The 25,726-nt window shown below is 68.1% G+C and carries 26 protein-coding genes and 1 pseudogene; 23 read left to right on the top strand and 4 right to left on the bottom strand.

Features of this window, described 5'->3' with window-relative positions:
• Positions 1-121 precede the first annotated feature (121 nt).
• Both E9536_RS33340 and E9536_RS33335 read left to right on the top strand, forming a co-directional pair.
• Entirely contained in the window at positions 122-1,003 is an 882-nt protein-coding gene (locus E9536_RS33340) for a BadF/BadG/BcrA/BcrD ATPase family protein (RefSeq protein WP_136472201.1), read from the top strand.
• A 143-nt stretch (positions 1,004-1,146) separates the two neighbouring features.
• Complete coding sequence (locus E9536_RS33335) at positions 1,147-1,971, top strand: Cof-type HAD-IIB family hydrolase (protein ID WP_048025307.1); 825 nt, start codon at positions 1,147-1,149, stop codon at positions 1,969-1,971.
• Between the two features lie 118 nt (positions 1,972-2,089).
• Here the strand turns inward: E9536_RS33335 and aqpZ are convergent, their stop codons facing one another.
• A complete protein-coding gene (gene aqpZ / locus E9536_RS33330) occupies positions 2,090-2,830 on the bottom strand; it encodes an aquaporin Z (RefSeq protein ID WP_021162848.1) in 741 nt (246 codons plus the stop codon).
• 304 nt (positions 2,831-3,134) lie between these two features.
• Here aqpZ and E9536_RS33325 point away from each other — a divergent pair, with 304 nt between their 5' ends.
• Complete coding sequence (locus E9536_RS33325) at positions 3,135-3,431, top strand: H-NS histone family protein (RefSeq protein ID WP_021162849.1); 297 nt, start codon at positions 3,135-3,137, stop codon at positions 3,429-3,431.
• A gap of 121 nt (positions 3,432-3,552) precedes the next feature.
• On the opposite strand, the gene E9536_RS33320 is transcribed toward E9536_RS33325, so the two are convergent.
• Positions 3,553-4,617 (bottom strand): glycosyltransferase family 4 protein, encoded by a 1,065-nt coding sequence (locus tag E9536_RS33320; RefSeq protein WP_136472199.1) that lies wholly within the window; start codon positions 4,615-4,617, stop codon positions 3,553-3,555.
• Between the two features lie 315 nt (positions 4,618-4,932).
• Positions 4,933-5,256, bottom strand: coding sequence for a hypothetical protein (locus E9536_RS41680; RefSeq protein ID WP_152754255.1), 324 nt, complete (start codon positions 5,254-5,256; stop codon positions 4,933-4,935).
• 24 nt (positions 5,257-5,280) lie between these two features.
• On the opposite strand from E9536_RS41680, the gene flhD reads away from it, so the two are divergent.
• The 16 genes from flhD to E9536_RS33235 all read left to right on the top strand — a co-directional run bounded on the left by flhD (position 5,281) and on the right by E9536_RS33235 (position 20,244).
• Positions 5,281-5,601 carry a flagellar transcriptional regulator FlhD gene (flhD, locus tag E9536_RS33310; RefSeq protein WP_027788649.1) on the top strand — a complete coding sequence of 107 codons (321 nt, stop codon included), beginning with the start codon at positions 5,281-5,283 and terminating at the stop codon, positions 5,599-5,601.
• Between the two features lie 96 nt (positions 5,602-5,697).
• Positions 5,698-6,252 carry a flagellar transcriptional regulator FlhC gene (flhC, locus tag E9536_RS33305; RefSeq protein WP_011350591.1) on the top strand — a complete coding sequence of 185 codons (555 nt, stop codon included), beginning with the start codon at positions 5,698-5,700 and terminating at the stop codon, positions 6,250-6,252.
• A 191-nt stretch (positions 6,253-6,443) separates the two neighbouring features.
• Positions 6,444-7,304 (top strand): flagellar motor stator protein MotA, encoded by an 861-nt coding sequence (gene motA / locus E9536_RS33300; RefSeq protein ID WP_011350592.1) that lies wholly within the window; start codon positions 6,444-6,446, stop codon positions 7,302-7,304.
• 13 nt (positions 7,305-7,317) lie between these two features.
• Positions 7,318-8,337, top strand: a complete 1,020-nt coding sequence (gene motB / locus E9536_RS33295) for a flagellar motor protein MotB (RefSeq protein ID WP_027788648.1) — start codon at positions 7,318-7,320, stop codon at positions 8,335-8,337.
• A gap of 24 nt (positions 8,338-8,361) precedes the next feature.
• Positions 8,362-8,739 carry a response regulator gene (locus tag E9536_RS33290; RefSeq protein ID WP_021164383.1) on the top strand — a complete coding sequence of 126 codons (378 nt, stop codon included), beginning with the start codon at positions 8,362-8,364 and terminating at the stop codon, positions 8,737-8,739.
• Positions 8,740-8,772: 33 nt separating this feature from the next.
• Positions 8,773-10,929 carry a chemotaxis protein CheA gene (gene cheA, locus E9536_RS33285; RefSeq protein WP_136472197.1) on the top strand — a complete coding sequence of 719 codons (2,157 nt, stop codon included), beginning with the start codon at positions 8,773-8,775 and terminating at the stop codon, positions 10,927-10,929.
• Between the two features lie 51 nt (positions 10,930-10,980).
• Positions 10,981-11,496 carry a chemotaxis protein CheW gene (gene cheW / locus E9536_RS33280; RefSeq protein WP_021164320.1) on the top strand — a complete coding sequence of 172 codons (516 nt, stop codon included), beginning with the start codon at positions 10,981-10,983 and terminating at the stop codon, positions 11,494-11,496.
• Positions 11,497-11,533: 37 nt separating this feature from the next.
• Positions 11,534-13,501 carry a methyl-accepting chemotaxis protein gene (locus E9536_RS33275; protein WP_060174985.1) on the top strand — a complete coding sequence of 656 codons (1,968 nt, stop codon included), beginning with the start codon at positions 11,534-11,536 and terminating at the stop codon, positions 13,499-13,501.
• A 3-nt stretch (positions 13,502-13,504) separates the two neighbouring features.
• Positions 13,505-14,497 (top strand): CheR family methyltransferase, encoded by a 993-nt coding sequence (locus E9536_RS33270; RefSeq protein ID WP_060174986.1) that lies wholly within the window; start codon positions 13,505-13,507, stop codon positions 14,495-14,497.
• Positions 14,494-15,264, top strand: coding sequence for a chemoreceptor glutamine deamidase CheD (cheD, locus tag E9536_RS33265; RefSeq protein ID WP_060174987.1), 771 nt, complete (start codon positions 14,494-14,496; stop codon positions 15,262-15,264). Before E9536_RS33270 ends, cheD begins: the two co-directional genes overlap by 4 nt.
• A complete protein-coding gene (locus tag E9536_RS33260) occupies positions 15,261-16,352 on the top strand; it encodes a chemotaxis response regulator protein-glutamate methylesterase (RefSeq protein WP_027788644.1) in 1,092 nt (363 codons plus the stop codon). The genes cheD and E9536_RS33260 overlap by 4 nt, the downstream gene beginning before the upstream one ends.
• A gap of 67 nt (positions 16,353-16,419) precedes the next feature.
• Positions 16,420-16,815 carry a chemotaxis response regulator CheY gene (gene cheY / locus E9536_RS33255; RefSeq protein ID WP_006485893.1) on the top strand — a complete coding sequence of 132 codons (396 nt, stop codon included), beginning with the start codon at positions 16,420-16,422 and terminating at the stop codon, positions 16,813-16,815.
• Between the two features lies 1 nt (position 16,816).
• Positions 16,817-17,548 (top strand): protein phosphatase CheZ, encoded by a 732-nt coding sequence (cheZ, locus tag E9536_RS33250; RefSeq protein WP_027788643.1) that lies wholly within the window; start codon positions 16,817-16,819, stop codon positions 17,546-17,548.
• A 268-nt stretch (positions 17,549-17,816) separates the two neighbouring features.
• Positions 17,817-18,320, top strand: a complete 504-nt coding sequence (locus E9536_RS33245) for a DUF2844 domain-containing protein (protein ID WP_027788642.1) — start codon at positions 17,817-17,819, stop codon at positions 18,318-18,320.
• Positions 18,321-18,336: 16 nt separating this feature from the next.
• Positions 18,337-19,575, top strand: coding sequence for a DUF3443 family protein (locus E9536_RS33240; protein WP_027788641.1), 1,239 nt, complete (start codon positions 18,337-18,339; stop codon positions 19,573-19,575).
• A gap of 171 nt (positions 19,576-19,746) precedes the next feature.
• Positions 19,747-20,244 carry a VOC family protein gene (locus E9536_RS33235; RefSeq protein ID WP_021162681.1) on the top strand — a complete coding sequence of 166 codons (498 nt, stop codon included), beginning with the start codon at positions 19,747-19,749 and terminating at the stop codon, positions 20,242-20,244.
• Between the two features lie 95 nt (positions 20,245-20,339).
• Here E9536_RS33235 and E9536_RS33230 read toward each other — a convergent pair whose 3' ends face one another.
• Positions 20,340-20,744 carry a hypothetical protein gene (locus E9536_RS33230; RefSeq protein WP_136472195.1) on the bottom strand — a complete coding sequence of 135 codons (405 nt, stop codon included), beginning with the start codon at positions 20,742-20,744 and terminating at the stop codon, positions 20,340-20,342.
• Between the two features lie 374 nt (positions 20,745-21,118).
• Here E9536_RS33230 and E9536_RS33225 point away from each other — a divergent pair, with 374 nt between their 5' ends.
• From E9536_RS33225 to flhF, 4 genes and pseudogenes are all read left to right on the top strand, one after another.
• Positions 21,119-21,499 (top strand): DUF805 domain-containing protein, encoded by a 381-nt coding sequence (locus E9536_RS33225; protein ID WP_060174989.1) that lies wholly within the window; start codon positions 21,119-21,121, stop codon positions 21,497-21,499.
• Between the two features lie 361 nt (positions 21,500-21,860).
• On the top strand, positions 21,861-23,057 hold the full coding sequence (gene flhB, locus E9536_RS33220; protein WP_136472193.1) for a flagellar biosynthesis protein FlhB: 1,197 nt from the start codon (positions 21,861-21,863) through the stop codon (positions 23,055-23,057).
• On the top strand, positions 23,054-25,153 hold the full coding sequence (gene flhA, locus E9536_RS33215; RefSeq protein ID WP_021162676.1) for a flagellar biosynthesis protein FlhA: 2,100 nt from the start codon (positions 23,054-23,056) through the stop codon (positions 25,151-25,153). Before flhB ends, flhA begins: the two co-directional genes overlap by 4 nt.
• Positions 25,150-25,726, top strand: a pseudogene (flhF, locus tag E9536_RS33210) (flagellar biosynthesis protein FlhF); the annotation flags it as partial. The gene flhA and the pseudogene flhF, both read left to right, overlap by 4 nt.

The raw sequence follows: 25,726 nt of genomic DNA, 5'->3' as shown, positions 1-25,726 counted from the left end.
CGATTCGATCGTGCCAGCATAGCGGAAGCCCTTTTCACGGAACAGCCGGCCGAACGGCAGATGGGCGCGCGGCGCCGATCCGGTTAAGCTTGGCGCCTGTTCGAATCAGCGGGATGAAGGCATGGCGGCATTACTTTTTGCGATCGGGATCGACGGTGGCGGCACGGGCACGCGCGCGGTGCTGGCCGACCGGCACGGGCGCGAGCTCGCGCAGGGGCGCGGCGGCCCGTCGGGGCTCGGGCTCGGCATCGAGCGCGCGTGGGCATCGATCGGCGCGGCCTGCGCGGACGCGTTCACGCAGGCCGGCCTCGCATTCGACTGGCCGCAGTGCGCGCTCGGCTGCGGGCTCGCGGGCGTCAACAATGCCGCGTGGCTCGCCGCGTTCCGCGCGCAGGCCCCGCTCGGCGCGCTCGCGGTCGAGAGCGACGCATATACGACCGTCGTCGGCGCACACGGCGGCGCGCCGGGGCTCATCGTCGCGCTCGGCACCGGCAGCATCGCGGCGGCGCTCGATGCGGCCGGCGCCTGCCGGATCGCGGGCGGCTTCGGCTTTCCGTCCGGCGACGAGGCGAGCGGTGCGTGGCTCGGCGTGCGCGCGCTCGCGTATGCGCAGCAGGCGCTCGACGGCCGCGTACCGCGCGATGCGTTCGCGCACGCGCTGCTCGCGGAAACGGGCGCGCAGGATCGCGACGCGCTCGTCCAGTGGTCGTGCGATGCGAACCAGACGATCTACGCGCGGCTTGCGCCGATCGTGTTCGCGCACCGTTCGCATCCGGTCGCGGGCGCGCTGATCGCGCAGGCGGGCGACGAGATCGGCAAGATGATCGACGCGCTCGATCCGCAGCAGGCGCTGCCGGTCGCGCTGTGCGGCGGCCTGGCGGACGCACTGGCTCCGGCCGTGCCGGCGCGCCACGCCGCCCGGCTGCGCGCGCCGCTCGACGATTCGGCGCACGGCGCGCTGCGGCTCGCGCTGCAGGCGCTGCGCGAGGCGGAAGGCAACTGAGCAACTGAAGGCATTTGAGGACAGCTGAACGCGTACCGAAACCGGGCCGACGGCGGCGATCGGCCGGGAACCGTCCGGCGGGCAACCGGGCACGACGTTAGAATGGCCGTTCCGCAGAGCCCTGAGCGCCATTCTTCCGTCCCATGTACAAAGTCATCGCCACCGATCTCGACGGTACCTTGCTGAACAGCGACCACCAGCTCGATCCGTACACGATCGACACCGTCCGCCGGCTCGACCGCGACGGCCTGCAGTTCGTGATCGCCACCGGGCGCCACTACGCGGACGTCGCCGGCATTCGCGACGTGCTCGGCATCCGGCCGTACCTGATCACGTCGAACGGCGCGCGCGTGCATGCGCCGGACGACACGACGATCCACGCGCAGGACATCGATCCGGCAATCGTCCGCGGCCTCGTGCAGCCGGATATCGTCGGTGCGCACGGCCGCGTGATCGTCAACCTGTTCACCGACCAGGGCTGGCTGATCGACCGCGACGCGCCGCACCTGCTCGAATTCCACCAGGATTCGGGCTTCCGCTACGACGTGATCGACATGGCCGCGCACGACGGCACGGATATCGCGAAGGTGCTGTACATCGGCGATCCGGCCGATCTGGCGGTCGTCGCCGAGCAGATGCGCGTGCGCTTCGGCGATGCGCTGTATGTCACGTACTCGCTGCCCGACTGCCTGGAAGTGATGACCGCGAACGTGTCGAAAGGCCGCGCGCTGCGCTCGGTGCTCGCGCGGCTCGGTGTCGACACCGGCCACTGCATCGCATTCGGCGACAACATGAACGACATCGACCTGCTCGAGACCGCCGGCCACGCGTTCATGATGAACAACGCGAACCCCGACCTGGTCGCGCGGTTGCCGCACATCCCGCGGATCGGCAACAACTTCGACGCGGGCGTCGCCCGTCACCTGCGCACGCTGTTCTCGCTCGAAGGCAACGCCGCCGCGTCCTGAGCGTCCGCCCCGGGCGGAAATGAAAAACGGGCGCCAGCGGCGCCCGTCGAAATTACCTGCCTCGATCTTCTTGGACAGCGTGAGGCTCGCTGCTCTGCTCGCTTGACCCCGTAGTGATTTATTCGCTTGTGCGAGCGGATGCCGGCAGCAGGTCGACGGCGTTGTCACGCCCGGCGACCAGCGGGTAGATGATCCCGGCGAGTGCCGCGCCGATGATCGGCGCCACCCAGAACAGCCAGAGCTGGCCGATCGCTTCGCCGCCCACGAACAGCGCGGGGCCGGTCGAGCGGGCCGGGTTCACCGACGTGTTGGTGACCGGAATCGAGATCAGGTGAATCAGCGTCAGGCAAAGGCCGATCGCGATCGGCGCGAAGCCGGCCGGTGCGCGCTTGTCGGTGGCGCCCAGGATCACGAACAGGAAGAAGCCCGTCATCACGACTTCGCAAATGAACGCCGCGCCGAGTGCGTAGTGGCCGGGCGAGCGCTCGCCGAAGCCGTTCGTCGCGAAGCCGCTGCCGACGACGTCGAAGCCCGGCTTGCCGGTCGCGATCAGGTACAGCACGAATGCGCCGAGCGTCGCGCCGACAACCTGCGCGACGATGTACGGCACGAGATCGCGTGCGGGGAAGCGGCCGGCGACCGTCAGGCCGACGCTCACCGCGGGATTCAGGTGGCAGCCCGAAATATGGCCAATTGCGAATGCCATCGTCAGCACGGTCAGGCCGAAGGCAAGTGCGACGCCGGCAAAGCCGATGCCGAGGCCCGGAAAGGCGGCGGCCAGCACGGCGCTTCCGCACCCGCCGAGCACCAGCCAGAACGTGCCGAATGCCTCTGCAGCGAGACGCTGAGAAAGATTCATGTAAGGACCTCGTTCAAGTTCAAGTGGATTGAAGGCGACCGGACGATGCGACGGATTTAAACCGTCATCCGGAATTGGTCTGGATTATAGGAAATGAATCGGGTGGGGGAGGGTCAACGATTGTTAAATTTTAATGGCTGACGAATGCCCTTATTAGAATAAGTCCGCATTCTCGATATAGTCGAATCGGTTAAAGATGGCAGCATTAATTTCGAAGGGCAGGGCGGCAGTGCGGATGGCGTAACGGATGTTGGTGTCCCGGCCGGATTCGCCGGGGCCGCATCATCAAAAGGGGAGTCGAAAAATGTCTCAATACGCGAAACTCAAGGCGCAGATCGCGGATCTGCAGGCCCAGGCGGATGATGTGCGCCGCCAGGAAGTGGCGGCAGTGATTGCCGAAGTCCAGCAAAAGATTGCCGAATATGGACTGACTGCCCAGGATCTGGGCTTCGCGGAGCGAGCGAAGCGCGGGCGCCCGCCGAAGAAGGCGCCGCTGCCGCCGAAATACCGCGACCCGAAGTCGGGCGCGACCTGGAGCGGGCGCGGCAAGCCGCCGAATTGGATCGTCGGTAAAAACCGCGATCGTTTCCTGATCGAATGACCGAATGACCGAATGACCGAAAACCCAAACAAAAGAGCCGCATCGAGATGCGGCTCTTTTGTTTGGCGCGCCGATTGCGGCGCGGATTGGATTACGAAATATTTCTTCGCGGATTTCCGTATCAGGCGCCGGCGACGCGGCGCAATGCCGGTTGACGCGCTCCCGTGCAAAGCGATTCGTAAGTTTCGACATAACGCTGCGCCATTGCCTTCGAACTGAAGCGCGTATCGAAACGTTCGCGGATCGCGGTGCGCGACAGGCTGTCGATCCGGTGCAGCGCGCCGACCGCACCCTGTACGTCCTCGGCGATGAAGCCCGTGACGCCGTCCTCGATCACTTCCGGCACCGAGCCGCGGTTGAATGCGACGACCGGCGTGCCGCAGGCCATCGCCTCGATCATCACGAGGCCGAACGGCTCCGGCCAGTCGATCGGGAACAGCAGCGCCTTCGCGCCGGACAGGAACGCGGGCTTCTGCGCCTCGTTGATCTCGCCGATGAATTCGACGTGCGCCTCGCCGAGCAGCGGCTCGATCACTTCCTTGAAATAGTCGGCGTCCGCCTTGTCGACCTTCGCAGCGATCTTCAGCGGCAGCCCGCTTTGCGCGGCGATCCGGATCGCGGTGTCGACGCGCTTTTCGGGGCAGATCCGGCCGAGGAACGCGAGGTATTCGGGCTTCACGCCCGGCTGCGGCGTGAGCAGCGTGTCGGGCAGCCCGTGATACACGGTGCCGGCCCACGCAGCCTGCGGCAGCGGCTTGCGCTGGTTGTTCGAGATCGACACGACCGGCGCGTCGGGGAACGCGTCGAACACCGGCTGCAGTTCCGGCAGGTCGAGGCGGCCGTGCAGCGTCGTCACGTACGGCGTGTCGAGGCGCGACATCAGCGGGAACGGCAGGTAGTCGAGGTGGAAGTGCAGCACGTCGAATTCGTGCGCGACCCGGGCGACCTGCTCGAGGAGGCGCATATGGGGCGCCATCGAATCGCGGATCGACGGATCGAGCCGCAGCGCGCGCGGCCAGGCCGCCTCGAGGCGCGCCGACGTGACGGAGTCGCCGCTGGCGAACAGCGTCACGTCGTGGCCGAGTTCGACGAGCGCCTCGGTGAGGTAGGACACGACACGCTCGGTGCCGCCGTAGAGTTTCGGCGGAACGGCTTCGTAAAGCGGCGCGATCTGGGCAATTCGCATGGGTGTTCTCCTGTTTGATCCGGGGGCACGAGGGTGCCGATGCGGATCCCGTGCAAGGTTGCGGAACTCGCCGACGCACGCGGTTGGCGGTACGTGGCCGTGCCCTGGGCGGGGTGCGCGGGGCGCCGGACGGCAAGCTGCGGGGCGGGCCGGCACGGCTCGCGCCGCCGCCCATTGGAGTCCATTATCGATATCGCCCTGAGGGGTTCGAGTGTTTTTTCAAACACTTAAGGCTTGTTACACGATGAAATACGCAAAAACCCCGAGAAAAAGGGCGCGGAATCAGGAATGGAGACAGATGCAACTATTGTTGCGTCATCGTGAAAAAGCACTATAATTTTTACCGATTCGATTGCCGGCAGCCTTGCCCGGAAAGCCTTTCGTTATTGCACCGAGGCCATTGGATCCATCACAGCCGAACCCGCGCCGGCACTTGCTTTCCCGACTGAAGCTTTCAATTCGCCTTGTCGGAAAAATTCCTACACGGTTTACAGACAAATCCTGCATGGCATACGCCACTTCGCTGATACCGGCATAAATGCCGTTTGGCCAAAATTCGCCCTGTAAGACTATAAACGAGCCGACTGCGCGCCCAGAGCGCCCTGATCGAGCAAACGTTTTCATAACACGAATGGCCAAAGAAAGCTCTTTAACGGGGGAATCATGAGCGCTACCAGCGAAATGCTCAGTGAGATCAAAGAGGTCAACCTGTCGTACCTCCTCCTCGCGCAACGCCTGCTGCGGGAAGACAAGGCGATGGGCATGTTCCGCATGGGAATTTCCCAGGAACTGGCCGACGTGCTCGGGAACCTCACGCTCGCACAGACCGTGAAACTCGCCGCGTCCAACCAGATGCTGTGCCGCTTCCGCTTCGATGATCACGCGCTGCTGTCGTCGCTCGCCGACAAGGGCCGCAGCGATGTCGTCGCGCACGCCCACTCGGCCATCCTGATGGCCGGGCAGCAGGTCGAAGGCGTCCGCTGATCCATCACCCCGCCTTGCGTTGAGTCCCGGCGTGTCGCGCCGGCGGACAGCGTATTGGCCACCCATCCGAATCACGTCAAGCGGACGGTTATCACCATGGCAAGCAAAAGCGTCGTGATCGAGGTGAAGGAAATCACCCTCGCCATCGAACTGATCGAACTGGGCGCCCGGCTGCAGTTGCTGGAAGCGGAGACGAGCCTGTCGCGGGATCGTCTGATCAAGCTGTACAAGGAACTGAAGGGCGTGTCGCCGCCGAAGGGGATGCTGCCGTTCTCGACCGACTGGTTCATGACGTGGCAGCCGAACATCCACTCGTCGCTGTTCTACAACATCTACCGGTTCATGCAGGACCACGGCCGCTGCGAGCCGATCCAGTCGATCGTGAAGGCGTACCGGCTCTACCAGGAGCACGTGAACCTGTCCGGCGACGAGGCCGCGCTGAGCCTCACCCGCGCGTGGACGCTCGTGCGTTTCTTCGATTCGGGGATGCTGCAGATGACCCCCTGCACGCGCTGCGGCGGCCACTTCGTCGCGCATGCGCATGATCCACATCAAGGTTTCGTCTGCGGCCTTTGCCAGCCGCCGTCGCGCGCGGGCAAGACCCGCAAGGCCGCCGCCGCGCGCGCCGAACTGGCCGCCGCCGCGGCCTGAGCGCCGGGCCGGGCGGGCGCGAGCGGCCGCGCCGGGCGGCGCGAATTGCCCGTGAATCGTCCGCGAATCGTCTGTGAATTGCTGGTAAACACCGTCGGGCCGCCGCCGGGCGGCCGCGAAAGTTTTCCTGCCGACTGCCGTAAACCTGTTTAACGGCGGTCTCCCCGCCGGTCATTCGTGAGGGACAGGCAGTGCTGATTATCGTGGGAACACTCGTGACGCTGTTGTCCGTCTTCGGCGGTTATGCGCTGGCAGGCGGGCATCTGGGCGCGTTGATCCAGCCCGTCGAGATCCTGATGATCGTGGGTGCCGGCGTCGGCGCATTCATCCTCGGCAACGGCGGCAAGACCATCAAGGCGACGCTGCGCGTGCTGCCGACGCTCTTCAAGGGCTCGAAATACACGAAGGATGTCTACATGGAGCTGATGGCGCTTCTTTACGTGCTGCTCGCGAAGGCACGCAAGGAAGGCACGCTCACGCTCGAGGCCGACATCGACGATCCGGAAAAGAGCCCGATCTTCACGCAATACCCGAAGATCCTCGCCGATCACCACATCGTCGAATTCCTGACCGACTACCTGCGCCTGATGGTGGGCGGCAACATGAACGCGTTCGAGATCGAGAGCCTGATGGACGAGGAGATCGAGACGCACCACGCGGAAGGCGAAGGCCCCGCGCATGCGTTGATGCGCGTCGGCGACGCGATGCCGGCGTTCGGCATCGTCGCGGCCGTGATGGGCGTCGTGCACACGATGGCGTCCGCCGACAAGCCGCCCGCGGTGCTCGGCGCGATGATCGCGCAGGCGCTGGTCGGCACGTTCCTCGGGATCCTGCTGTCGTACGGGCTGATCGGGCCGCTCGCGAGCCTCGCGGAGCAGCGCGTCGCCGAGTCGACCAAGATGTTCCAGTGCATCAAGGTGACGATCCTCGCGACGCTGAACGGCTATGCGCCGGCGATCGCGGTCGAGTTCGGCCGCAAGGTGCTGTTCTCGACCGAGCGCCCGTCGTTTTCCGAGCTCGAAGAGCACGTGCGCCGCGTGAAGGCGAAGTGACGCGGAGCCCCCGATGAGCAAGAGCAAGGATCGCGCAATCGTCGTCAAGCGGGTGGCCCCGGCGAAGAAGGGCCACCACGGCGGCGCATGGAAGCTCGCGTACGCGGACTTCATGACCGCGATGATGGCGTTCTTCCTGCTGATGTGGCTGTTGAGCTCGGTCACGCCGGTGCAGCTGAAGGGGATCGCCGAATACTTCAACACGCCGCTGAAGGCCGCGCTGTTCGGCAGCGGCGACCGCAGCTCGCAGGATTCCAGCATCATCAACGGCGGCGGCCGCGACCTGTCGAGCGTCGACGCCGGCACGCTGCGCCGCACCGACGGCATGACGCAGCTCGCCGAGCGCCTCGCGAAAGCGGGCGACGAGAATTCCCGGTCGCAGGCGCAGGGTGCGCAGGACCGGCTCGAGCAGGCGCGCCTGCACGACCTGCAGATCAAGCTGATGGCCGCGATCGAGGCCAACCCGACGCTGCGCCAGTTCAAGCAGCAGATCCGCATCGATTCGACGCTGATGGGGCTGCGCATCGAGATCGTCGATTCGCAGAAGCGGCCGATGTTCGCGATGTCGAGCGACAACGTCGAGCCGTACATGCGCGACATCCTGCGCGAGATCGGCAAGACGCTGAACGACGTGCCGAACCGGATCATCGTCCAGGGCCATACCGACGCCGTGCCGTACGCGGGCGGCGAGGGCGGCTACAGCAACTGGGAACTGTCGGCCGACCGCGCGAATGCGTCGCGCCGCGAGCTGATCTCCGGCGGCATGGACGAGGCGAAGGTGCTGCGGGTGCTCGGCCTCGCGTCGACGCAGAACCTGAACAAGGCCGACCCGCTCGATCCGGAGAATCGCCGGATCAGCGTGATCGTGCTGAACCGCAAATCCGAAGAGGCGCTGATGCGCGACGATGCGACGACCACGACGCTGTCGGCCGATGCGGCCGGCTCGCAGCAGCTCGCGCAGCAGCTGGCCGGCCCGGCGCCGGCCGCGCGGCCGGCGCTCGCGGCGTCCGCCGTCGCCGTGCCGAAACCCTGACGCTTAAAAGATTCCGAGACAGACATGATCCGAACCATTCTCGCCATCGACGACTCCGCGACCATGCGTGCGCTGCTCCAGGCGACGCTGGCGCAGGCCGGCTACGACGTGACGGTGGCGCCGGACGGCGAGGCCGGCTTCGACCTGGCGGCCACCGTGCCGTACGACCTGGTGCTGACCGACCAGAACATGCCGCGCAAGAGCGGGCTCGAAGTGATCGCCGCGCTGCGCAAGCTGACCGCCTATACGGAAACGCCGATCCTCGTGCTGACGACCGAAGGCAGCGACGCATTCAAGGACGCCGCGCGCGACGCGGGCGCGACCGGCTGGATCGAGAAGCCGATCGACCCCGCCGTGCTGGTCGACCTGGTCGCGACGCTGTCCGAACCGGCCGCCTCCTGACATTCACGCGACGCATTCAACCCGGGACCGGGCATGACTCTCGACATCACTCAGTTCTACCAGACATTTTTCGACGAAGCGGACGAGCTGCTCGCGCAGATGGAGCAGTTGCTGCTGAACCTCGACGTCGGTTCGCCCGACCCCGAGGATCTGGCCGCGATCTTCCGTGCCGCGCATTCGATCAAGGGCGGCGCCGCGACGTTCGGCTTTTCCGCGCTGACCGATACGACGCACATCCTCGAATCGCTGCTCGACCGCGCACGCAACCATGAGCTGACGCTGACCAAGGAAATGGTCGACGCGTTCCTCGAGACCAAGGACGTGCTGTCCGACCAGCTCGTCGACTACCGCGCGAGCGCCGAACCGGACGCAGCCGCCGCCGCGACGATCTGCGCGAAGCTCGAGCGGCTGAAGGCCGAGAGCGGGGCGGATGCGCCGGCTGCCGCTGCCGCGCCGGTTGCCGCTGTCGCCGAACCGGTCGCGCCGGCCGCGCCGGCCGCAGAGACGGCCGCCGGCGACGCTCGCGCGCCCGATCACGTGGTCGAGCAGGCCGTCGCGGCTGCGCATCCGGCGGCCGATGCCGGCGCGGACGAAGGCGGCCCGCACCTGAAGATCACGCTCGTGGGCGTCGACGCGAAGGACCAGGAGCTGCTGACCGAAGAACTCGGCAACCTCGGCCGGATCGTGGGCCGCGAGCAAGCGGGCGCCGACCTGACGCTGTGGGTCGAATCGGACGTGCCGTCTGACGACATCGTCGCCGTGTGCTGCTTCGTGATCGACGAAAGCCAGATCCGCGTCGCGCACGGCACGGCGCCGGCCGCGCCGGCCGCCGCTCATGAAGCCGCGGCACCCGCTGCGGCACCCGCTCCCGCTGCAGAACCGGCCGCCGCCGCGCAACCGGTACGCGCCGAGGTCTTCGCGCCGCAGGCCGCCGCGCATCACGACGACAAGCGCGCGCGCCCGGCCGCCGCAGCCGCTTCGGGCGCCGAAGGCAGCTCGATCCGCGTCGGCGTCGAGAAGGTCGACCAGCTGATCAACCTCGTCGGCGAACTCGTGATCACGCAGGCGATGCTCGCGGAAACCGCGAGCGCGTTCGATCCGGCGCTGCACGACCGCCTGTTCAACGGGATGGCGCAGCTCGAGCGCAACGCGCGCGACCTGCAGGAAGCGGTGATGTCGATCCGGATGATGCCGATGGACTACGTGTTCAGCCGCTTCCCGCGGCTCGTGCGCGACCTCGCCGGCAAGCTCGGCAAGCAGGTCGAGCTCGTCACGTTCGGCCAGGCGACCGAGCTCGACAAGAGCCTGATCGAACGGATCATCGATCCGCTCACCCACCTCGTGCGCAACAGCCTCGACCACGGGATCGAGACGGTCGACAAGCGCGTCGCCGCCGGCAAGGACGCGGTCGGCCAGCTCGTGCTGTCGGCCGCGCATCACGGCGGCAACATCGTGATCGAGGTGAGCGACGACGGCGCGGGCCTGAACCGCGAACGCATTCTCGCGAAGGCCGCGAAGCAGGGCATGCAGGTGTCCGACAACATCAGCGACGACGAAGTCTGGCAATTGATCTTCGCGCCGGGCTTCTCGACCGCCGAGACGGTGACCGACGTGTCGGGCCGCGGCGTCGGGATGGACGTCGTGAAGCGCAACATCCAGTCGATGGGCGGCCACGTCGAGATCACGTCGCAGGCCGGCCGCGGCACGACCACGCGGATCGTGCTGCCGCTCACGCTCGCGATCCTCGACGGGATGTCGGTGAAGGTCGGCAACGAGATCTTCATCCTGCCGCTGAACTTCGTGATGGAGTCGCTGCAGCCGTCGAACGACGACATCTACACGGTCGGCAACGGCGAGCGCGTGGTGCGTGTGCGCGGCGAATACCTGCCGCTCGTCGCGCTGCACGAGGTGTTCTCGGTCGATGACGCGCGCACCGACCCGACGCAGGGGATCGTCACGATCATGGAAACCGAGGGGCGCCGCTTCGCGATGCTGATCGACGAACTGGTCGGCCAGCAGCAGGTGGTCGTGAAGAACCTCGAAACCAACTACCGCAAGGTGCACGGCATCTCGGCGGCGACCATCCTCGGCGACGGCAGCGTCGCGCTGATCGTCGACGTCGCGGCGCTGAACCGCGAAACCCGTGCGACGCACGGCGCCCGTGCCGGCGCCGAGCTCGCGATGTTCTGATGTCTCTCGCCATTCAACCGATTGGGGGCAAACGTGTCTGCTGAAGTCCAAATGATCAATCCGGCCGCGGCGAACGCGGCAACGAGCCGCCGCGACGCGGAACAAGGCGACGCGACGGGCCAGGAATTCCTGGTGTTCACGCTCGGCGACGAGGAATACGGGATCGACATCCTGAAGGTGCAGGAAATCCGCGGCTACGACAGCGTCACGCGCATCGCGAACGCGCCGGATTTCATCAAGGGCGTGATCAACCTGCGCGGGATCATCGTGCCGATCGTCGACATGCGGATCAAGTTCCATCTCGGCCGCGTCGAGTACGACCACCAGACGGTCGTGATCATCCTGAACGTCGCGCATCGCGTGGTCGGGATGGTGGTCGACGGCGTGTCGGACGTGCTGACGCTGCAGACCGACCAGATCATGCCGGCGCCGGAATTCGGCGCGACGCTGACGACCGAGTACCTGACGGGCCTCGGCACGGTCGACGGCCGGATGCTGATCCTGATGGACATCGAGAAGCTGATGTCGAGCCGTGAAATGGCGCTGATCGAGACGCTCGGCGGGTAAGCGCGCCGCGTGCGCAGGAATTTCGGGAGAATCTGCAATGTTGCATAACTGGTCGATCCGCACGACGCTCACGGCGGTCGGACTCATCCTCGTGGCGCTGGCCGCAGCCGTCGGCGGGCTCGGCCTGTACGCGCTGAATCAAGCGAGCCGCTCGCTCGACGAGATCGCGCACGTCGACCTGCCGGCGATCCATGCGCTCGACGACACGTCGGCGCAGTTGCTGCGCGCGCGCGTGGCGCTCGACCGCTTCCGCACCCTGACCGAAACCGGCAACACGGCCGACGCGGCCAAGGTGCTCGACCGCGCGCAGGAGCTGTACGCGAAGTCGAACCAGAACTGGCAGGCGTTCCAGGCCACGCCGAAGCTCGGCGTCGAGCAGGCGCTCGTCGACGAACTCGCCGCACGCTATGCGACGATCGTGAAGGAAGGCGTCGAGCCCGAATTCGCGGCCGCGCGCGCGGGCGACATGGCCGCGTACCACGCGGTCGCCGATACCAAGATCAGCCCGATGTTCGTCGCGTACGACCAGGCGGCAGCGGCCGTGGTCGCGTCGCTGCAGAAGCGCGCGGAAGATCGCCAGGCCGCGACGCAATCGCAGATCTCGCTGATGATCGGGCTGATCGCGGCCGGCATCGCGATCGCGTTCGTCGTCGTGATCGCGATCCGCTTCGCGCTGCGCGGGCTGATCGTGCAGCCGCTCGAGGACGCGATCGCGCACTTCGAGCGCATCGCCGGCGGCGACCTCACCGAGCCGGTGAACGTGTTCAGCACCAACGAGATCGGCCGCCTGTTCGGCGGCATCAAGCGGATGCAGGACGCCGTCACGACGATGGTGCAAGCCGTGCATCGCGGCACCGAGTCGATCGACGTCGGCGCGCGCGAGATCTCGACCGGCAACACCGACCTGTCGCAGCGTACCGAGGAGCAGGCCGCGTCGCTGCAGGAAACCGCGTCGAGCATGGAGCAGCTGACGGGCACCGTGCGCCAGAACGCGGAGAACGCGCGGCAGGCCAGCCAGCTCGCGGTGAACGCGTCCGACATCGCGACGCAGGGCGGCGACGTGGTCGGCCAGGTCGTGTCGACGATGCAGGACATCGCGGCGAGCTCGGGCAAGGTCGTCGACATCATCGGCACGATCGAAGGCATCGCGTTCCAGACCAACATCCTCGCGCTGAACGCGGCGGTCGAAGCCGCGCGCGCGGGCGAACAGGGCCGCGGCTTCGCGGTGGTCGCGGGCGAGGTGCGCTCGCTCGCGCAGCGCAGCGCGAGCGCCGCGAAGGAAATCAAGCAGCTGATCGGCGATTCGGCCGAGAAGGTCGAAAGCGGGTCGGCGCTCGTGTCGCGCGCCGGTTCGACGATGGACGAGATCGTGCAGGCCGTGCGCCGCGTGACCGACATCATGGGCGAGATCAGCGCCGCGTCGGACGAGCAGTCGACCGGCATCGAGCAGGTCAACCGCGCGGTCGGCCAGATGGATTCGGTCACGCAACAGAACGCGGCGCTCGTCGAGCAGGCGGCCGCCGCGGCCGCGTCGCTCGAGGAGCAGACGCGCCAGATGAAGACGGTCGTCGCTGGCTGGCGCGTCGCGGGCGGCATCGTGCTCGCGCCGTCGCGCGGTGTCGCGCGGCCGGTCGCGCATGATCCGGCGCATGCGCCGGCGCTGACGTCGGAGCCGCGTTTCGACGCGGCGCCGGTCGCCGCGCTGCCGGCCCCGCAGGCCGCTGCCCAACCGGCACGGCGTGCCGCGCCGGCGCCGCGTGCCGCGGCCGCGTCGGGAGCCGGTCACGAACCGAAGCGCGCGGCCGATGCCGGTGCGCATGCGCAGAAGGACGCGCCGGCTTCCCGCGGCGCCGCCGCGGGCGGCTACGGGCCGCGTCTCGCGAAAACCGCCGCGCCGGCCGACAAGCCGGCCGCGAAGCCCGCGCTCGTGCGCCCGGCGCTGAACGGCGAGAAGCCGGCGCCGGCCACGTCCGGCACGTCCGATGACGATTGGGAGACCTTCTAAATCATGTCGCACGCGCGCGCGCCGTTTCGACCCGATGCACCGGATGCCTCGCCTCGCGCGGGCGAGCCGGGGCGCGACTTCGCGTTCACGGGCGCGGATTTCGCACGCATCCGCGCGCTGATCCATCAACGCGCGGGGATCTCGCTGTCCGAGCACAAGCGCGACATGGCGTACAGCCGCCTTGCGCGCCGCTTGCGGGCACGCGGCCTCGACACGTTCCGCGACTACCTCGACCTGCTCGAGCAGGAAGACGATCCGCTCGAGTGGGAAGCGTTCACCAATGCGCTGACGACGAACCTGACCGCGTTCTTCCGCGAGTCGCACCATTTCCCGATCCTGTCGGATTTCGTGAAGGGGCGACCGGCGCCCGTATCGGTCTGGTGTTCGGCGGCGTCGACCGGCGAGGAGCCTTACTCGATCGCGATCACGCTGATCGAGGCGCTCGGCGAATCGGCCGCGCGCGGCGCGTCGATCCTCGCGACCGACCTCGACACGCAGGTGCTCGCGAAGGCGGAGGCCGGCATCTACACGTATGACCAGGTCAAGCACCTCGCGCCGGAGCGGCTGAAGCGCTTCTTCCTGAAGGGCACGGGCGCGCAGGCCGGCCGCGTGAAGGTGCGCCCCGAGCTGCGCGCGATGATCCGCTTCGAGCAGCTGAATCTGACCGATGCGGACTACGGGATCGCGAAGCCGTTCGACGCGATCTTCTGCCGCAACGTGATGATCTATTTCGACAAGCCGACGCAGGGGCAGGTGCTGTCGCGCTTCGAGCCGCTCGTGAAGCCGGGCGGGCTGCTGTTCGCCGGCCATTCGGAAAACTTCACGTACGTCACGCAGGCGTTCCGGCTGCGCGGGCAGACGGTGTACGAACTGACTCGCGACGCCGCACAGGGCGCGCGGCCGCGTGGCGCGCAGGCGCCCGCGGCGGCCGCGACGGCGTCGCCGGTGCGTGCGCGGGCCGCGGGCGCCGCGCCCGCCTTTGGAGAGCGCGGATGAGCGCACTGCCGATCGCGACCAATCGCTACTTCGACAGCCACTTCGGCCTGCCCGGCGTGAAGCTGCTGCCGAACGAGTTCTACACGACGTCCGAGGACATGGTGCTGATGACCGTGCTCGGCTCGTGCGTCGCCGCGTGCATTCACGATCCGTACGCGGGCATCGGCGGGATGAACCACTTCATGCTGCCCGACGACGGCGCCGATGCGGGCGCGGCCGCGTCCGACTCGATGCGCTACGGCGCGTATGCGATGGAAGTGCTGATCAACGAGCTGATCAAGGCCGGCGGGCGCCGCGAGCGCTTCGAGGCGAAGGTGTTCGGCGGCGCGGCCGTGCTGGCCGGCATGACGACGATCAACATCGGCGATCGCAACGCCGATTTCGTGCGCCGCTACCTGGCGCTCGAACGCATCCGCATCACCGCGGAGGACTTGCAGGACGTCCATCCGCGCAAGGTCGCATTCATGCCGCGCACGGGCCGCGCGATGGTGAAGAAGCTGCGGCTGCAGGTGCCGGGCGTGACCGAGCGCGAAGCCGCGCTCGCGCGCGAGGCCGACCGCCTGCGCGCCGCGCGGCCGCGTCCCCACGTCGAGCTGTTTGCGGCGAAACGGCCGGCCGCGCCGCAGCCGGCGCGCCCGCGTATCGAGCTGTTCGGCGCGCGCGGCGCGGCGCCGGGCGGTGCCGGCGGCTCCAGCGGCTCACGGGCAGCGAACCCGCCAGCCGGCAGCCCGTATGCGGCGAACCTATCAAGAAAGCAGGAGGCATGACCGCAGTGCAGAAGATCAAAGTATTGTGCGTCGACGATTCGGCGCTGATCCGCAGCCTGATGACCGAGATCATCAACAGCCAGCCCGACATGACGGTGGTCGCGACCGCGCCCGATCCGCTCGTCGCGCGCGAGCTCATCAAGCAGCACAACCCCGACGTGCTCACGCTCGACGTCGAAATGCCGCGCATGGACGGGCTCGATTTCCTCGAGAAGCTGATGCGCCTGCGGCCGATGCCGGTCGTGATGGTGTCGTCGCTGACCGAGCGCGGCTCGGAAATCACGCTGCGCGCGCTCGAGCTCGGTGCGGTGGATTTCGTCACGAAGCCGCGCGTCGGGATTCGCGACGGGATGCTCGACTACGCGGAAAAGCTCGCCGACAAGATCCGCGCGGCGTCGCGTGCGCGCGTGCGCCAGGCACCGCAGCCGCAGGCCGTCGCGCGCGCGGCGGACAGTCACGCGGCCGCGCCGATGATCAACAACCCGCTCGTCAGTACCGAGAAGCTGATCATCATCGGCGCATCGACGGGCGGCACCGAGGCGATCCGCGAAGTGCTGACGCCGCTGCCGCCGGATGCGCCGGCCGTGCTGATCGCGCAGCACATGCCGCCGGGCTTCACGAAATCGTTCGCACAGCGGCTGAACGGCCTGTGCCGGATCGCGGTGAAGGAAGCCGAGCACGGCGAGCGTGTGCTGCCGGGCCACGCGTATATCGCGCCGGGCCACGCGCACCTGTTGCTTGCGAGGAGCGGGGCGAACTATATTGCGCAACTGTCGGACGAGCCGCCGGTCAACCGGCACCGTCCGTCGGTCGACGTGCTGTTCCGCTCGGCGGCGACGCACGCGGGCAAGAACGCGATCGGGGTGATCCTGACCGGGATGGGCCGCGACGGCGCGGCCGGCCTGCTGGAAATGAAACGCGCGGGCGCCCACACGTTCGCGCAGGACGAAGCAAGCTGCATCGTGTTCGGGATGCCGCGCGAGGCGATCGCGCTCGGCGGCGCGGACGAGATCGCGCCGCTCGCCGACATGAGCCGCCGCGTGATGGCGCGCCTGGCGACGATGGGCGATCGCGTGCAGCGCGTTTGAATGGAATGTCACGGGGCGCGTGCCACGATACGCGTCCCGACGGAAACGAATCTGGAAAGGAACGACGATGGACAAGAGCATGAAAATCCTGGTGGTGGACGATTTCCCGACGATGCGCCGGATCGTCCGCAACCTGCTCAAGGAGCTGGGCTACTCGAACGTCGACGAGGCCGAGGACGGCCTCGCCGGCCTCGCGCGGCTGCGCGGCGGCGGCTACGACTTCGTGATCTCGGACTGGAACATGCCGAACCTCGACGGCCTCGCGATGCTGAAGGAAATCCGCGCGGACGCGACGCTCACGCACCTGCCGGTGCTGATGGTCACGGCCGAGTCGAAGAAGGAGAACATCATCGCGGCGGCGCAGGCCGGCGCGAGCGGCTACGTCGTGAAACCGTTTACGGCCGCGACGCTCGACGAGAAGCTGAACAAGATCATCGACAAGATGGCGAAGGCCGGGAGCTGACGTGAACGAGCCGATCCATGCCGCGCTGACGGGCGCCGGGTTCAGCGCAGACGGCCAGGCCGAAGGTGCCGATTACGCAAGCGACCGCATCCTCGCGCGCATCGGCCATGTCACGCGCACGCTGCGCGATTCGATGCGCGAGCTCGGGCTCGACAAGCATGTCGAGCGGGCGGCCGAAGCGGTGCCCGATGCGCGCGACCGGCTGCGCTACGTCGCGACGATGACCGAGCAGGCCGCCGAGCGCGTGCTGAATGCGATCGAGGTGGCCAAGCCGATGCAGGCGCGCCTCCAGAACGAAGCCGAAGCGCTCGACGCGCGCTGGGCGCAGTGGTATGCGGCGCCGATCGAGCACGCGGAAGTGCGCGAGCTGATGGACGATACGCGCACGTTCCTGCGCACGCTGCCCGAATCGACGTCGGCGACCAGCGCGCAACTGCTCGAGATCATGCTTGCGCAGGATTTCCAGGATCTGACCGGCCAGGTGATCAAGAAGATCATGGACATGGTCTACCTGATCGAGCAGCAGCTCCTCACGGTGCTCGTCGAGAACATCGCGCCGGAGCGGCGCGAGCAGTTCGCGGCCACCGCGGCCGCGCTCGCCGCCGAGCAGATGAGCTCGACCGGCAGCCCCGAGTCGCTGCTGAACGGCCCGCAGATCGCGCCGGAAGGCAAATCCGACGTGGTCCAGGACCAGGGGCAGGTCGACGACCTGCTCGCCAGCCTGGGCTTCTGACCCTGCCGCGTGCATCGGCGCGCCTCCGTTTCGCGGGGCTGCGCGATGCATGCGTCGCGCCGTTTCCACAACGTCCACCACGTTTACCCGGGCTCGCCGCCTGCGCACGCGCCGGTCGGCCTGCGTCGAATTGACACTTCGACACACTCAGCAGGCATACTACGCGTCAGCAGCAACGAAGCGTCATTCATACGACTCATACGTCGGCAGGCGGCGCGGGCATGATCGCCGCGCACGCCGCCACGAAGCCAGTCCCGTGGGAGGGAATGTGAAGCTGAAACGCTTGGGCCGCGCCGTCGCGCACGCGACGGCTGCAACGGGTGTGCTGTGGGCCGTCCACGCGCACGCCGAACTGGGCGGCGCACCGATGTCGCCGCCGGCGGACGATCAGGCCGCAAGCGTGCGCGCGCTGCAGCGCGCGATGCGTTCGGCGGACGGCGTGCAGGCGAGTACCGCCGCCTATACCGTCCGCGAAATCACGCTCGGATCGGGCACCGTCATTCACGAGTACACGTCGGCCGCCGGCAGCGTGTTCGGCCTCGCATGGCAAGGGCCGACGATGCCGGATCTCGCGTCGCTGCTCGGCAGCTATTTCCCGCAGTACACCGCCGGCGTCCAGGCGGCGCACAAGGCGCGCGGCTGGCGCGCACCCGTGTCCGTCGACACGAGCGGCCTCGTGATCCGGACGGGCGGCCACATGGGCGCCTTCTCGGGCCAGGCCTGGCTGCCGGCGGCGCTGCCTGCCGGCCTGGCCGGCACCGACATCCAGTGACAGCGGGAGAGCGATCTTGAGCATTCCTCGTACATTCAAGCGCTGGCTCGGCGTGCTGGGCCTCGCGGCGGCAACGGCCGTCCTCGTGACCGCATGCGGTGGCGGCGGCGACGGCGGCGGCAGCAGCAACTCGGGCAACAACGGCAACAACGGTTCGGGCGGCTCGGACGGCAACTCCGGGAACACGGCCGTCATCAACGTCAACGCCGGCGTGGCGAACGTGATCAACATCCCGACCATCAGCGTGAAGGTCTGCGCGCCGGGCACGTCGAACTGCCAGGTGGTCAGCAACGTGCTCGTCGATACCGCGTCCTACGGGCTGCGGCTCGTCGGCAGTGCGGTGTCGGGCGTGCTCGGCAGCCTCCCGCAGGTGACGAGCGGCGGCGCGCCGGTCGCCGAGTGCGGCAAGTTCGTGTCGAGCTATACGTGGGGTTCGGTGCGCACGGTCGACCTGTCGATCGGCGCCGAGCAGGCGCGCTCGCTGCCCGTGCAGATCATCGGCGACCTCGGCACGACGAACGTGCCGGCCTCGTGCACGAACGGCGGTGCGTCGGCCAACTCGGCGAGCGCGCTCGGTGCGAACGGGATTCTCGGCATCGGGCCGGCGCCGGTCGACTGCGGCACGACCTGCGCGACGTCGACGTCGTCGAGCAACAACTACTACGCGTGCCCGAACGGCGACAACGCGAACTGCGCGGTCGCGCTCGTGCCGGTGGCGCAGCAGGTGGCCAACCCGGTTCATCATTTCGCCGACAGCAGCGGAGTGAGCGTGACGATGCCGGGCATCTCGAACAGCGGGCAGGCCAGCTCCACCGGGACGCTGACGTTCGGCCTGCCCGACCTGACCGGGAAGACCGTGATGACGTCGACCACGACGGGCGACGTCAGCGCGACGTTCCTCGGGCGCAACGTGACCGCGTTCTTCGATACGGGCTCGAACGCGTATTTCTTCAACGATTCGGGGCAGACGGTTTGCTCGAAGAACACGCAGTTCTACTGCCCGTCATCGCCGCCGGCCAGCTACTCGGCGACGCTGAGCGGCCAGAACGGCGTGGCCGCGACCGTGTCGATGTCCATCGCGAACGCGGATTCGCTGTTCTCGAACCCGTCGACGTACGCGTTCAACGACATCGCGGGCCCGTTCGGTTCGTCCAGCTGGCTCGACATCGGCATGCCGCACTTCTACGGCAGGACGATCTACTTCGGGATGGACAAGACCTCGACCGGCGGCGCGGCGCCTTTCGTCGCGTTCTGACGCGGCTGGGCCGCACGCCGAAGGGAACGGGGGGCGAGAGATCGCCCCCTTTTTTTATCCGGCGGCCGCGCACGGCACGGCCGGCCGGCCCGGAGCGCCGCCGCATGCGGGCACAGCGCCTACGATGTAATACCGGCGGCCGTGCCGGCACGACATCGAGGAGGCAGCGCCATGAGCCCGCGCATACAACGCATCACCCCGTTCCTTTGGTTCGACCGCGACGCCGAGGCGGCCGCCGGTTTCTACGTGTCGGTGTTCGACAACGCGCGCATCGTGCACGTCGCGCGCTACGGCAAGGCCGGCGCGCACGCATCCGGCAGCGCGGAGGGCGCGGTGATGACCGTCGCGTTCGAGCTCGACGGGCAGGCGTTCATCGCGCTGAACGGCGGCCCCGTGTTCCAGATCACGCCGGCCGTGTCGTTCGTCGTCAACTGCCGGGACCAGGACGAAATCGACCGCTATTGGGCGCGCCTGTCCGAAGGCGGCGACGAGCGCGCGCAACAGTGCGGCTGGCTGCGCGACCGGTTCGGCGTGTCGTGGCAGGTCGTGCCGGTGCAGCTGCCGGAACTGATGGCGGGCGATCCCGCGCGCGCCGAGCGCGTGATGGCGCAGGTGATGACGATGAAGAAGCTCGATCTCGCTGCGCTGCAGCGGGCGGCGGCGGGCTAGGCGCGTGCGCCGGCCCGTTATCGGCGTGAACGGGGCCTCGCCGGCGCCCCATGGCCGGCACGGGCCGGGAAGCCCGTGATCGCCGCATACGGGCGCTAGACCGGCGGCCGGCCGGTACGCATCAGCTGCGTATGGTCGAGGAAGCGGTGGCCGGGCCCGTACGCGGTGCTTTCGATCCGGACGGCATCGGCCGGCGCGACCGGGCGCCCGGCGGCATCGACCGACACCGATTCGATCTCGACGACCGGCACGCACCAGGCCGCGCGGGCGCGTTCCGACGGTTCGCCGCGCGCGTTGGCGCAGCGGAAAGCGACGCTCGCGGGGACATCCTGCGCGCGCAGGGTTTGCGTCGACCCGTTCCACGCATGGTGCAGGGCGATCGTGCCGGGGTGCGGTGCGTCAGGCGCCTGCGCGCCGGGCGGCAGGGCCGGCGTGCCCGCGCAGCCGGCTGCCAGCGCGCAGGCGAGCGACAGCGACGGAACGAACGGATGACGGAGCATGGTGCGGTTCGACAGGAATCGGAAATGACGAAGCGTAGCGCGCTTTGCGCGCCGGCGTAATACCGGCGGTTAATCGAATGCGGTACTCGCGGCGATTATCGATCGCCCCCGGTTTCATTCGGATGTAATCAGGTTCTGGATTATCCGGGGCTGTCGTTTATGTCAGGTGTTCAAGATTATTAAAATGACGCGGCATGCAAGCCTGCGGCGCCGCATTCCGCTGCGGCAGCCGTTCCCGCGCCGTGCCGGCGGGCGCTGCAGCCGGGCGTGCGCATTACCCGCCATGTGAAAATAGATTGGAGCCTGCCGAAATTCAAACATATAATGCCGGCGTTGTTTCCGGGGTCGTCAATATAAAACAGGAGGGTAATAAGATGAATTTTTCAGAAGCCGTTCGTTCCGTACTCAATAAATACGCGACATTCGAAGGCCGCGCGCGCCGTGCCGAATACTGGTATTTCGCGCTGCTCACCTGCGTGCTGTCGATCGTCGCGCAGGTCGTCGGCGCGGGGAGCCACGACGCGGGCCTGATCACGCTGCTGCTGCTCGTCGTGCTCGGCCTGATTTCGCTCGCGCTGATCATTCCGAGCATCGCGGTCAGCGTGCGCCGGCTGCACGATACGGGCCGCTCGGGCTGGTTCCTGCTGCTGGCGCTGATCCCGATCGTCGGCGGCATCCTGCTGCTCGTGTGGATGTGCTCGCGCGGCACCGAAGGCCCGAACCGCTTCGGCGCGGACCCGATCGCGGCGGCCTGACCGACGCCTGCCCCGGCGCCTGCCCCGGCGCGCGACGCTGTCGCGTCGGGGCCTGGTTTCGCGCCGTAGCCGCTTCACCGCTTCACCAACCGCTTCACCATTTCCCAGCCTCGCGCCGTCGTCGCTCGGCCCGAAGCCCCGCGCCCACCCCCGCCATCGCACCGGCCGCCCCGTTTCGCCGCCTCGCCGCACCCCCTTCCGGCCCCCTTCCGGCCCCGTCCGGCCGCGTTTGCACCGGCTCGCCCGATTCCCCGAAATACCCCCCTTTCCCGGCTTTGCTCGACCGATCGGTGTTTGACGCCTCCATGAATAATCGGTGTCACTGGAAAGCGGCATTCCGCCGTACCCGACTGGAGGCCCCGTGGCAGACGAGAGCGATCTCGACAAGACCGAAGCCGCCACTCCCAGGCGCCGCGAGAAGGCGCGCGAGGAGGGGCAGGTCGCGCGTTCGCGCGAACTGGCTTCGTTCGCGCTGCTCGCGGCCGGGTTCTACGGTGCCTGGCTGCTCGCGGGCCCGTCGGGCGGGCATCTGCAGGCGATGCTGCGCGGCGCGTTCATGTTCGATCGCGCCACCGCGTTCGATACGAACCGGATGCTGTCGGCGGCCGGCAGCGCGAGCCTCGAAGGCTTCGCCGCGCTGCTGCCGCTGCTCGCGCTCACCGGTGTCGCCGCGCTGCTCGCGCCGATGGCGCTCGGCGGCTGGCTGATCTCGCAGAAGACATTCGAACTGAAGTTCGACCGCCTGAACCCGATCTCGGGCCTCGGCCGGATCTTCTCGATCCAGGGGCCGATCCAGCTCGGGATGTCGATCGCGAAGACGCTGGTCGTCGGCGGGATCGGCGGCATCGCGATCTGGCGCAGCAAGGACGAGCTGCTCGGTCTCGCGACGCAGCCGCTCGGCGTGGCGCTGCCCGATGCGCTGCACCTGGTCGCCGTGTGCTGCGGCACGACGGTCGCCGGGATGCTGGTGGTCGCCGCGCTCGACGTGCCTTACCAAATCTGGCAGTACAACAAGAAGTTGCGCATGACGAAGGAAGAAGTGAAGCGCGAGCATCGCGAGAACGAAGGCGATCCGCACGTGAAGGGGCGGATCCGCCAGCAGCAGCGCGCGATCGCGCGGCGCCGGATGATGGCGGCCGTGCCGAAGGCCGACGTGGTCGTGACGAACCCGACGCACTTCGCCGTCGCGCTGCAATACACGGACGGCGAGATGCGCGCGCCGAAGGTCGTCGCGAAGGGCGTGAACCTCGTCGCCGCGCGCATCCGCGAACTCGCGGCCGAACACAACGTGCCGCTGCTCGAAGCGCCGCCGCTCGCGCGTGCGCTGTATCACAACGTCGAACTCGAACGCGAGATTCCCGGCTCGCTGTACTCGGCCGTCGCCGAAGTGCTCGCGTGGGTCTACCAGCTCAAGCGCTTCCGTTCGGAAGGCGGCGCGTTCCCGGCCGTGCCGGTCGACCTGGACGTGCCGGCCGACCTCGACAAGGGCGCGTCGGTCTCCGCCGACGACGAACGCGCGGAAGCCGAAGACACGCTCGGTAACGGAGGCGCGGCATGAGCACCCCGACCGGCCTGTTCGCGAAGCGCCAGAATCCGTTCGCGGGCACCAACCTGCGCGCGCTCGCGGGCCCGATCCTCATCTGCATGATTTTGGGGATGATGATCCTGCCGCTGCCGCCGATGCTGCTGGATCTGCTGTTCACGTTCAACATCGCGCTGTCCGTGATGGTGCTGCTCGTCAGCATGTACACGATGAAGCCGCTCGATTTCGCGGCGTTCCCGAGCGTGCTGCTGTTCTCGACGCTCCTGCGCCTGTCGCTGAACGTCGCGTCGACGCGCGTCGTGCTGCTCGAGGGCCACACCGGGCCGGACGCGGCCGGCCAGGTGATCGAGGCGTTCGGCCACTTCCTCGTCGGCGGCAACTTCGCGGTCGGCATCGTCGTGTTCGTGATCCTGATGATCATCAACTTCATGGTGATCACGAAGGGCGCGGGGCGGATCGCCGAAGTGTCCGCGCGCTTCACGCTCGACGCGATGCCCGGCAAGCAGATGGCGATCGACGCCGACCTGAACGCGGGCCTCATCAACGAAGAGCAGGCGCGCAAGCGCCGCCTGGCGGTCTCGCAGGAAGCCGAGTTCTACGGGTCGATGGACGGCGCGTCGAAGTTCGTGCGCGGCGACGCGATCGCCGGCCTGATCATCATGGCGATCAACGTGATCGGCGGGCTGATCGTCGGGATGGTCCAGCACGACATGACGTTCGCCGCGGCCGGCACGAACTACACGCTGCTGACGATCGGCGACGGCCTCGTCGCGCAGATCCCGTCGCTCGTGATCTCGACCGCGGCGGGCGTGATCGTGTCGCGCGTCGCGACCGACGAGGACATCGGCACGCAGATCACCGGCCAGCTGTTCACGAACCCGCGCGTGCTGAACATCACCGGCGCGATCATCGTGCTGATGGGGCTGATCCCGGGCATGCCGCACTTCGCGTTCCTCGCGCTCGGCGGCGGCGCGATCTGGCTGGCCCGCACGCAGACGAAGCGCGCGGCGGCCCGCAAGGCGGCCGGCGACCTGACCGACATCGCGCCGCCCGCCGTGCTGCCGTCCGACAGCCACGAGGCGACCTGGGACGACGTGCAGCTGATCGACCCGCTCGGCCTCGAAGTCGGCTACCGGCTGATCCCGCTCGTCGACAAGAACAGCGACGGCGAACTGCTCAAGCGCATCAAGAGCATCCGCAAGAAATTCGCGCAGGAAATCGGCTTCCTGCCGCCCGTGATCCATATCCGCGACAACCTCGAGCTGCGGCCGAACGCGTACCGGATCGCGCTGAAGGGCGTCGAGATCGGCGTCGGCGAAGTGTTCCCGGGCCAGTGGCTCGCGATCAACCCCGGCCAGGTGACGGCCGCGCTGCCGGGCGCCGTCACGCAGGATCCCGCGTTCGGGCTGCCGGCCGTATGGATCGACGTCGCGATGCGCGAACAGGCGCAGGTGTACGGCTACACGGTGGTCGACGCGAGCACGGTCGTCGCGACGCACCTGAACCATCTGGTCGTCCAGCACGCGGCCGAGCTGCTCGGCCGCCAGGAAGTGCAGGCGCTCGTCGAGCGCACCGGCAAGGACGCGCCGTCGCTCGTCGAGGACCTCGTGCCGAAGACGATCTCGCTGACGACGCTGCAGAAGGTGCTGCAGAACCTGCTCGAGGAAGGCGTGCCGATCCGCGACATGCGCACGATCCTCGAGGCCGTGTCCGAACACGCGGGCCGCGGCGACGCGTTCGAGATCACGGCCGCGGTGCGGCTCGCGCTCGGCCGCGCGATCACGCAGCAGTGGTATCCGGGCGCGGGCGAAATGCAGGTGATGGGCCTCGACGCGAATCTCGAACGCGTGCTGTCGCAGGCGCTCGCCACCGGCGCGAACCCGGGCCTCGAACCCGGCCTCGCGCACAACCTTCTGACCGGCACGCAGCAGGCGATGCTGCGTCAACAGAATCTCGGGCTGCCGCCCGTGCTGCTCGTGCAGCACGCGCTGCGCGCGATGCTCGCGCGTTTCCTGCGCCGCAGCCTGCCGCAATTGAAAGTGCTGTCGTACGCCGAAGTGCCGGACACACGCACGATCAAAGTCGTTAACGTCATCGGGGGTTCCGCTTGAACATTCGCAAATTCACCGGCGCAACGAGCCGCGACGCACTTCGTCTCGTGCGCGAGGCGCTCGGCGCCGACGCGGTCGTGCTGTCGAACCGCACGCTCGATGACGGCAGCGTGGAAATCGTCGCCCTCGCCGATTCGGACCTGGCCGCCGTGACGCCGCCGGCTGCGGCGCGCGCACGCATGGCCGCGCCGCGCGTGCCGGAATCGGTGCCCGCCGCCGCGGTGCCGGGCATCGTGTCGCGCCCGGGCGCGGCGCTCGCCCGCCCGGCCGTCAATCCGTATGCGGCAGGCGAAGGCGGGTTGCCGGACGTGTTCTCGTCGGTGTTCGGCGCAAGCGCCGATGCGGACGCGGACTCGGGCTCGGATGACTCGGCCGCGCAAGCCTCGACGCTCGATGCGGACCCGCTGGCCGGCGCCGCCGCCGGTGCGCCGGCCGCGACTTCCGAACCCGCACCGTGGCTGGTCGAGCACGCGAAGCGCCTGACCCAGCAGCGCGATGCGCTGATGGCGCGCACGCAGGCGGCGCCCGCCGCGCCGCAGCCGAGCCCGCCGGCCCCGCAGGCCGCCGCGAGCG

Origin of the sequence: Burkholderia sp. LS-044 (assembly GCF_004803625.1) — a bacterium.
Classification (GTDB): domain Bacteria; phylum Pseudomonadota; class Gammaproteobacteria; order Burkholderiales; family Burkholderiaceae; genus Burkholderia; species Burkholderia cepacia.
The sequence above is the reverse complement of the archived record's forward strand: the minus strand, read 5'-3'. Positions and strand labels throughout refer to the sequence as shown.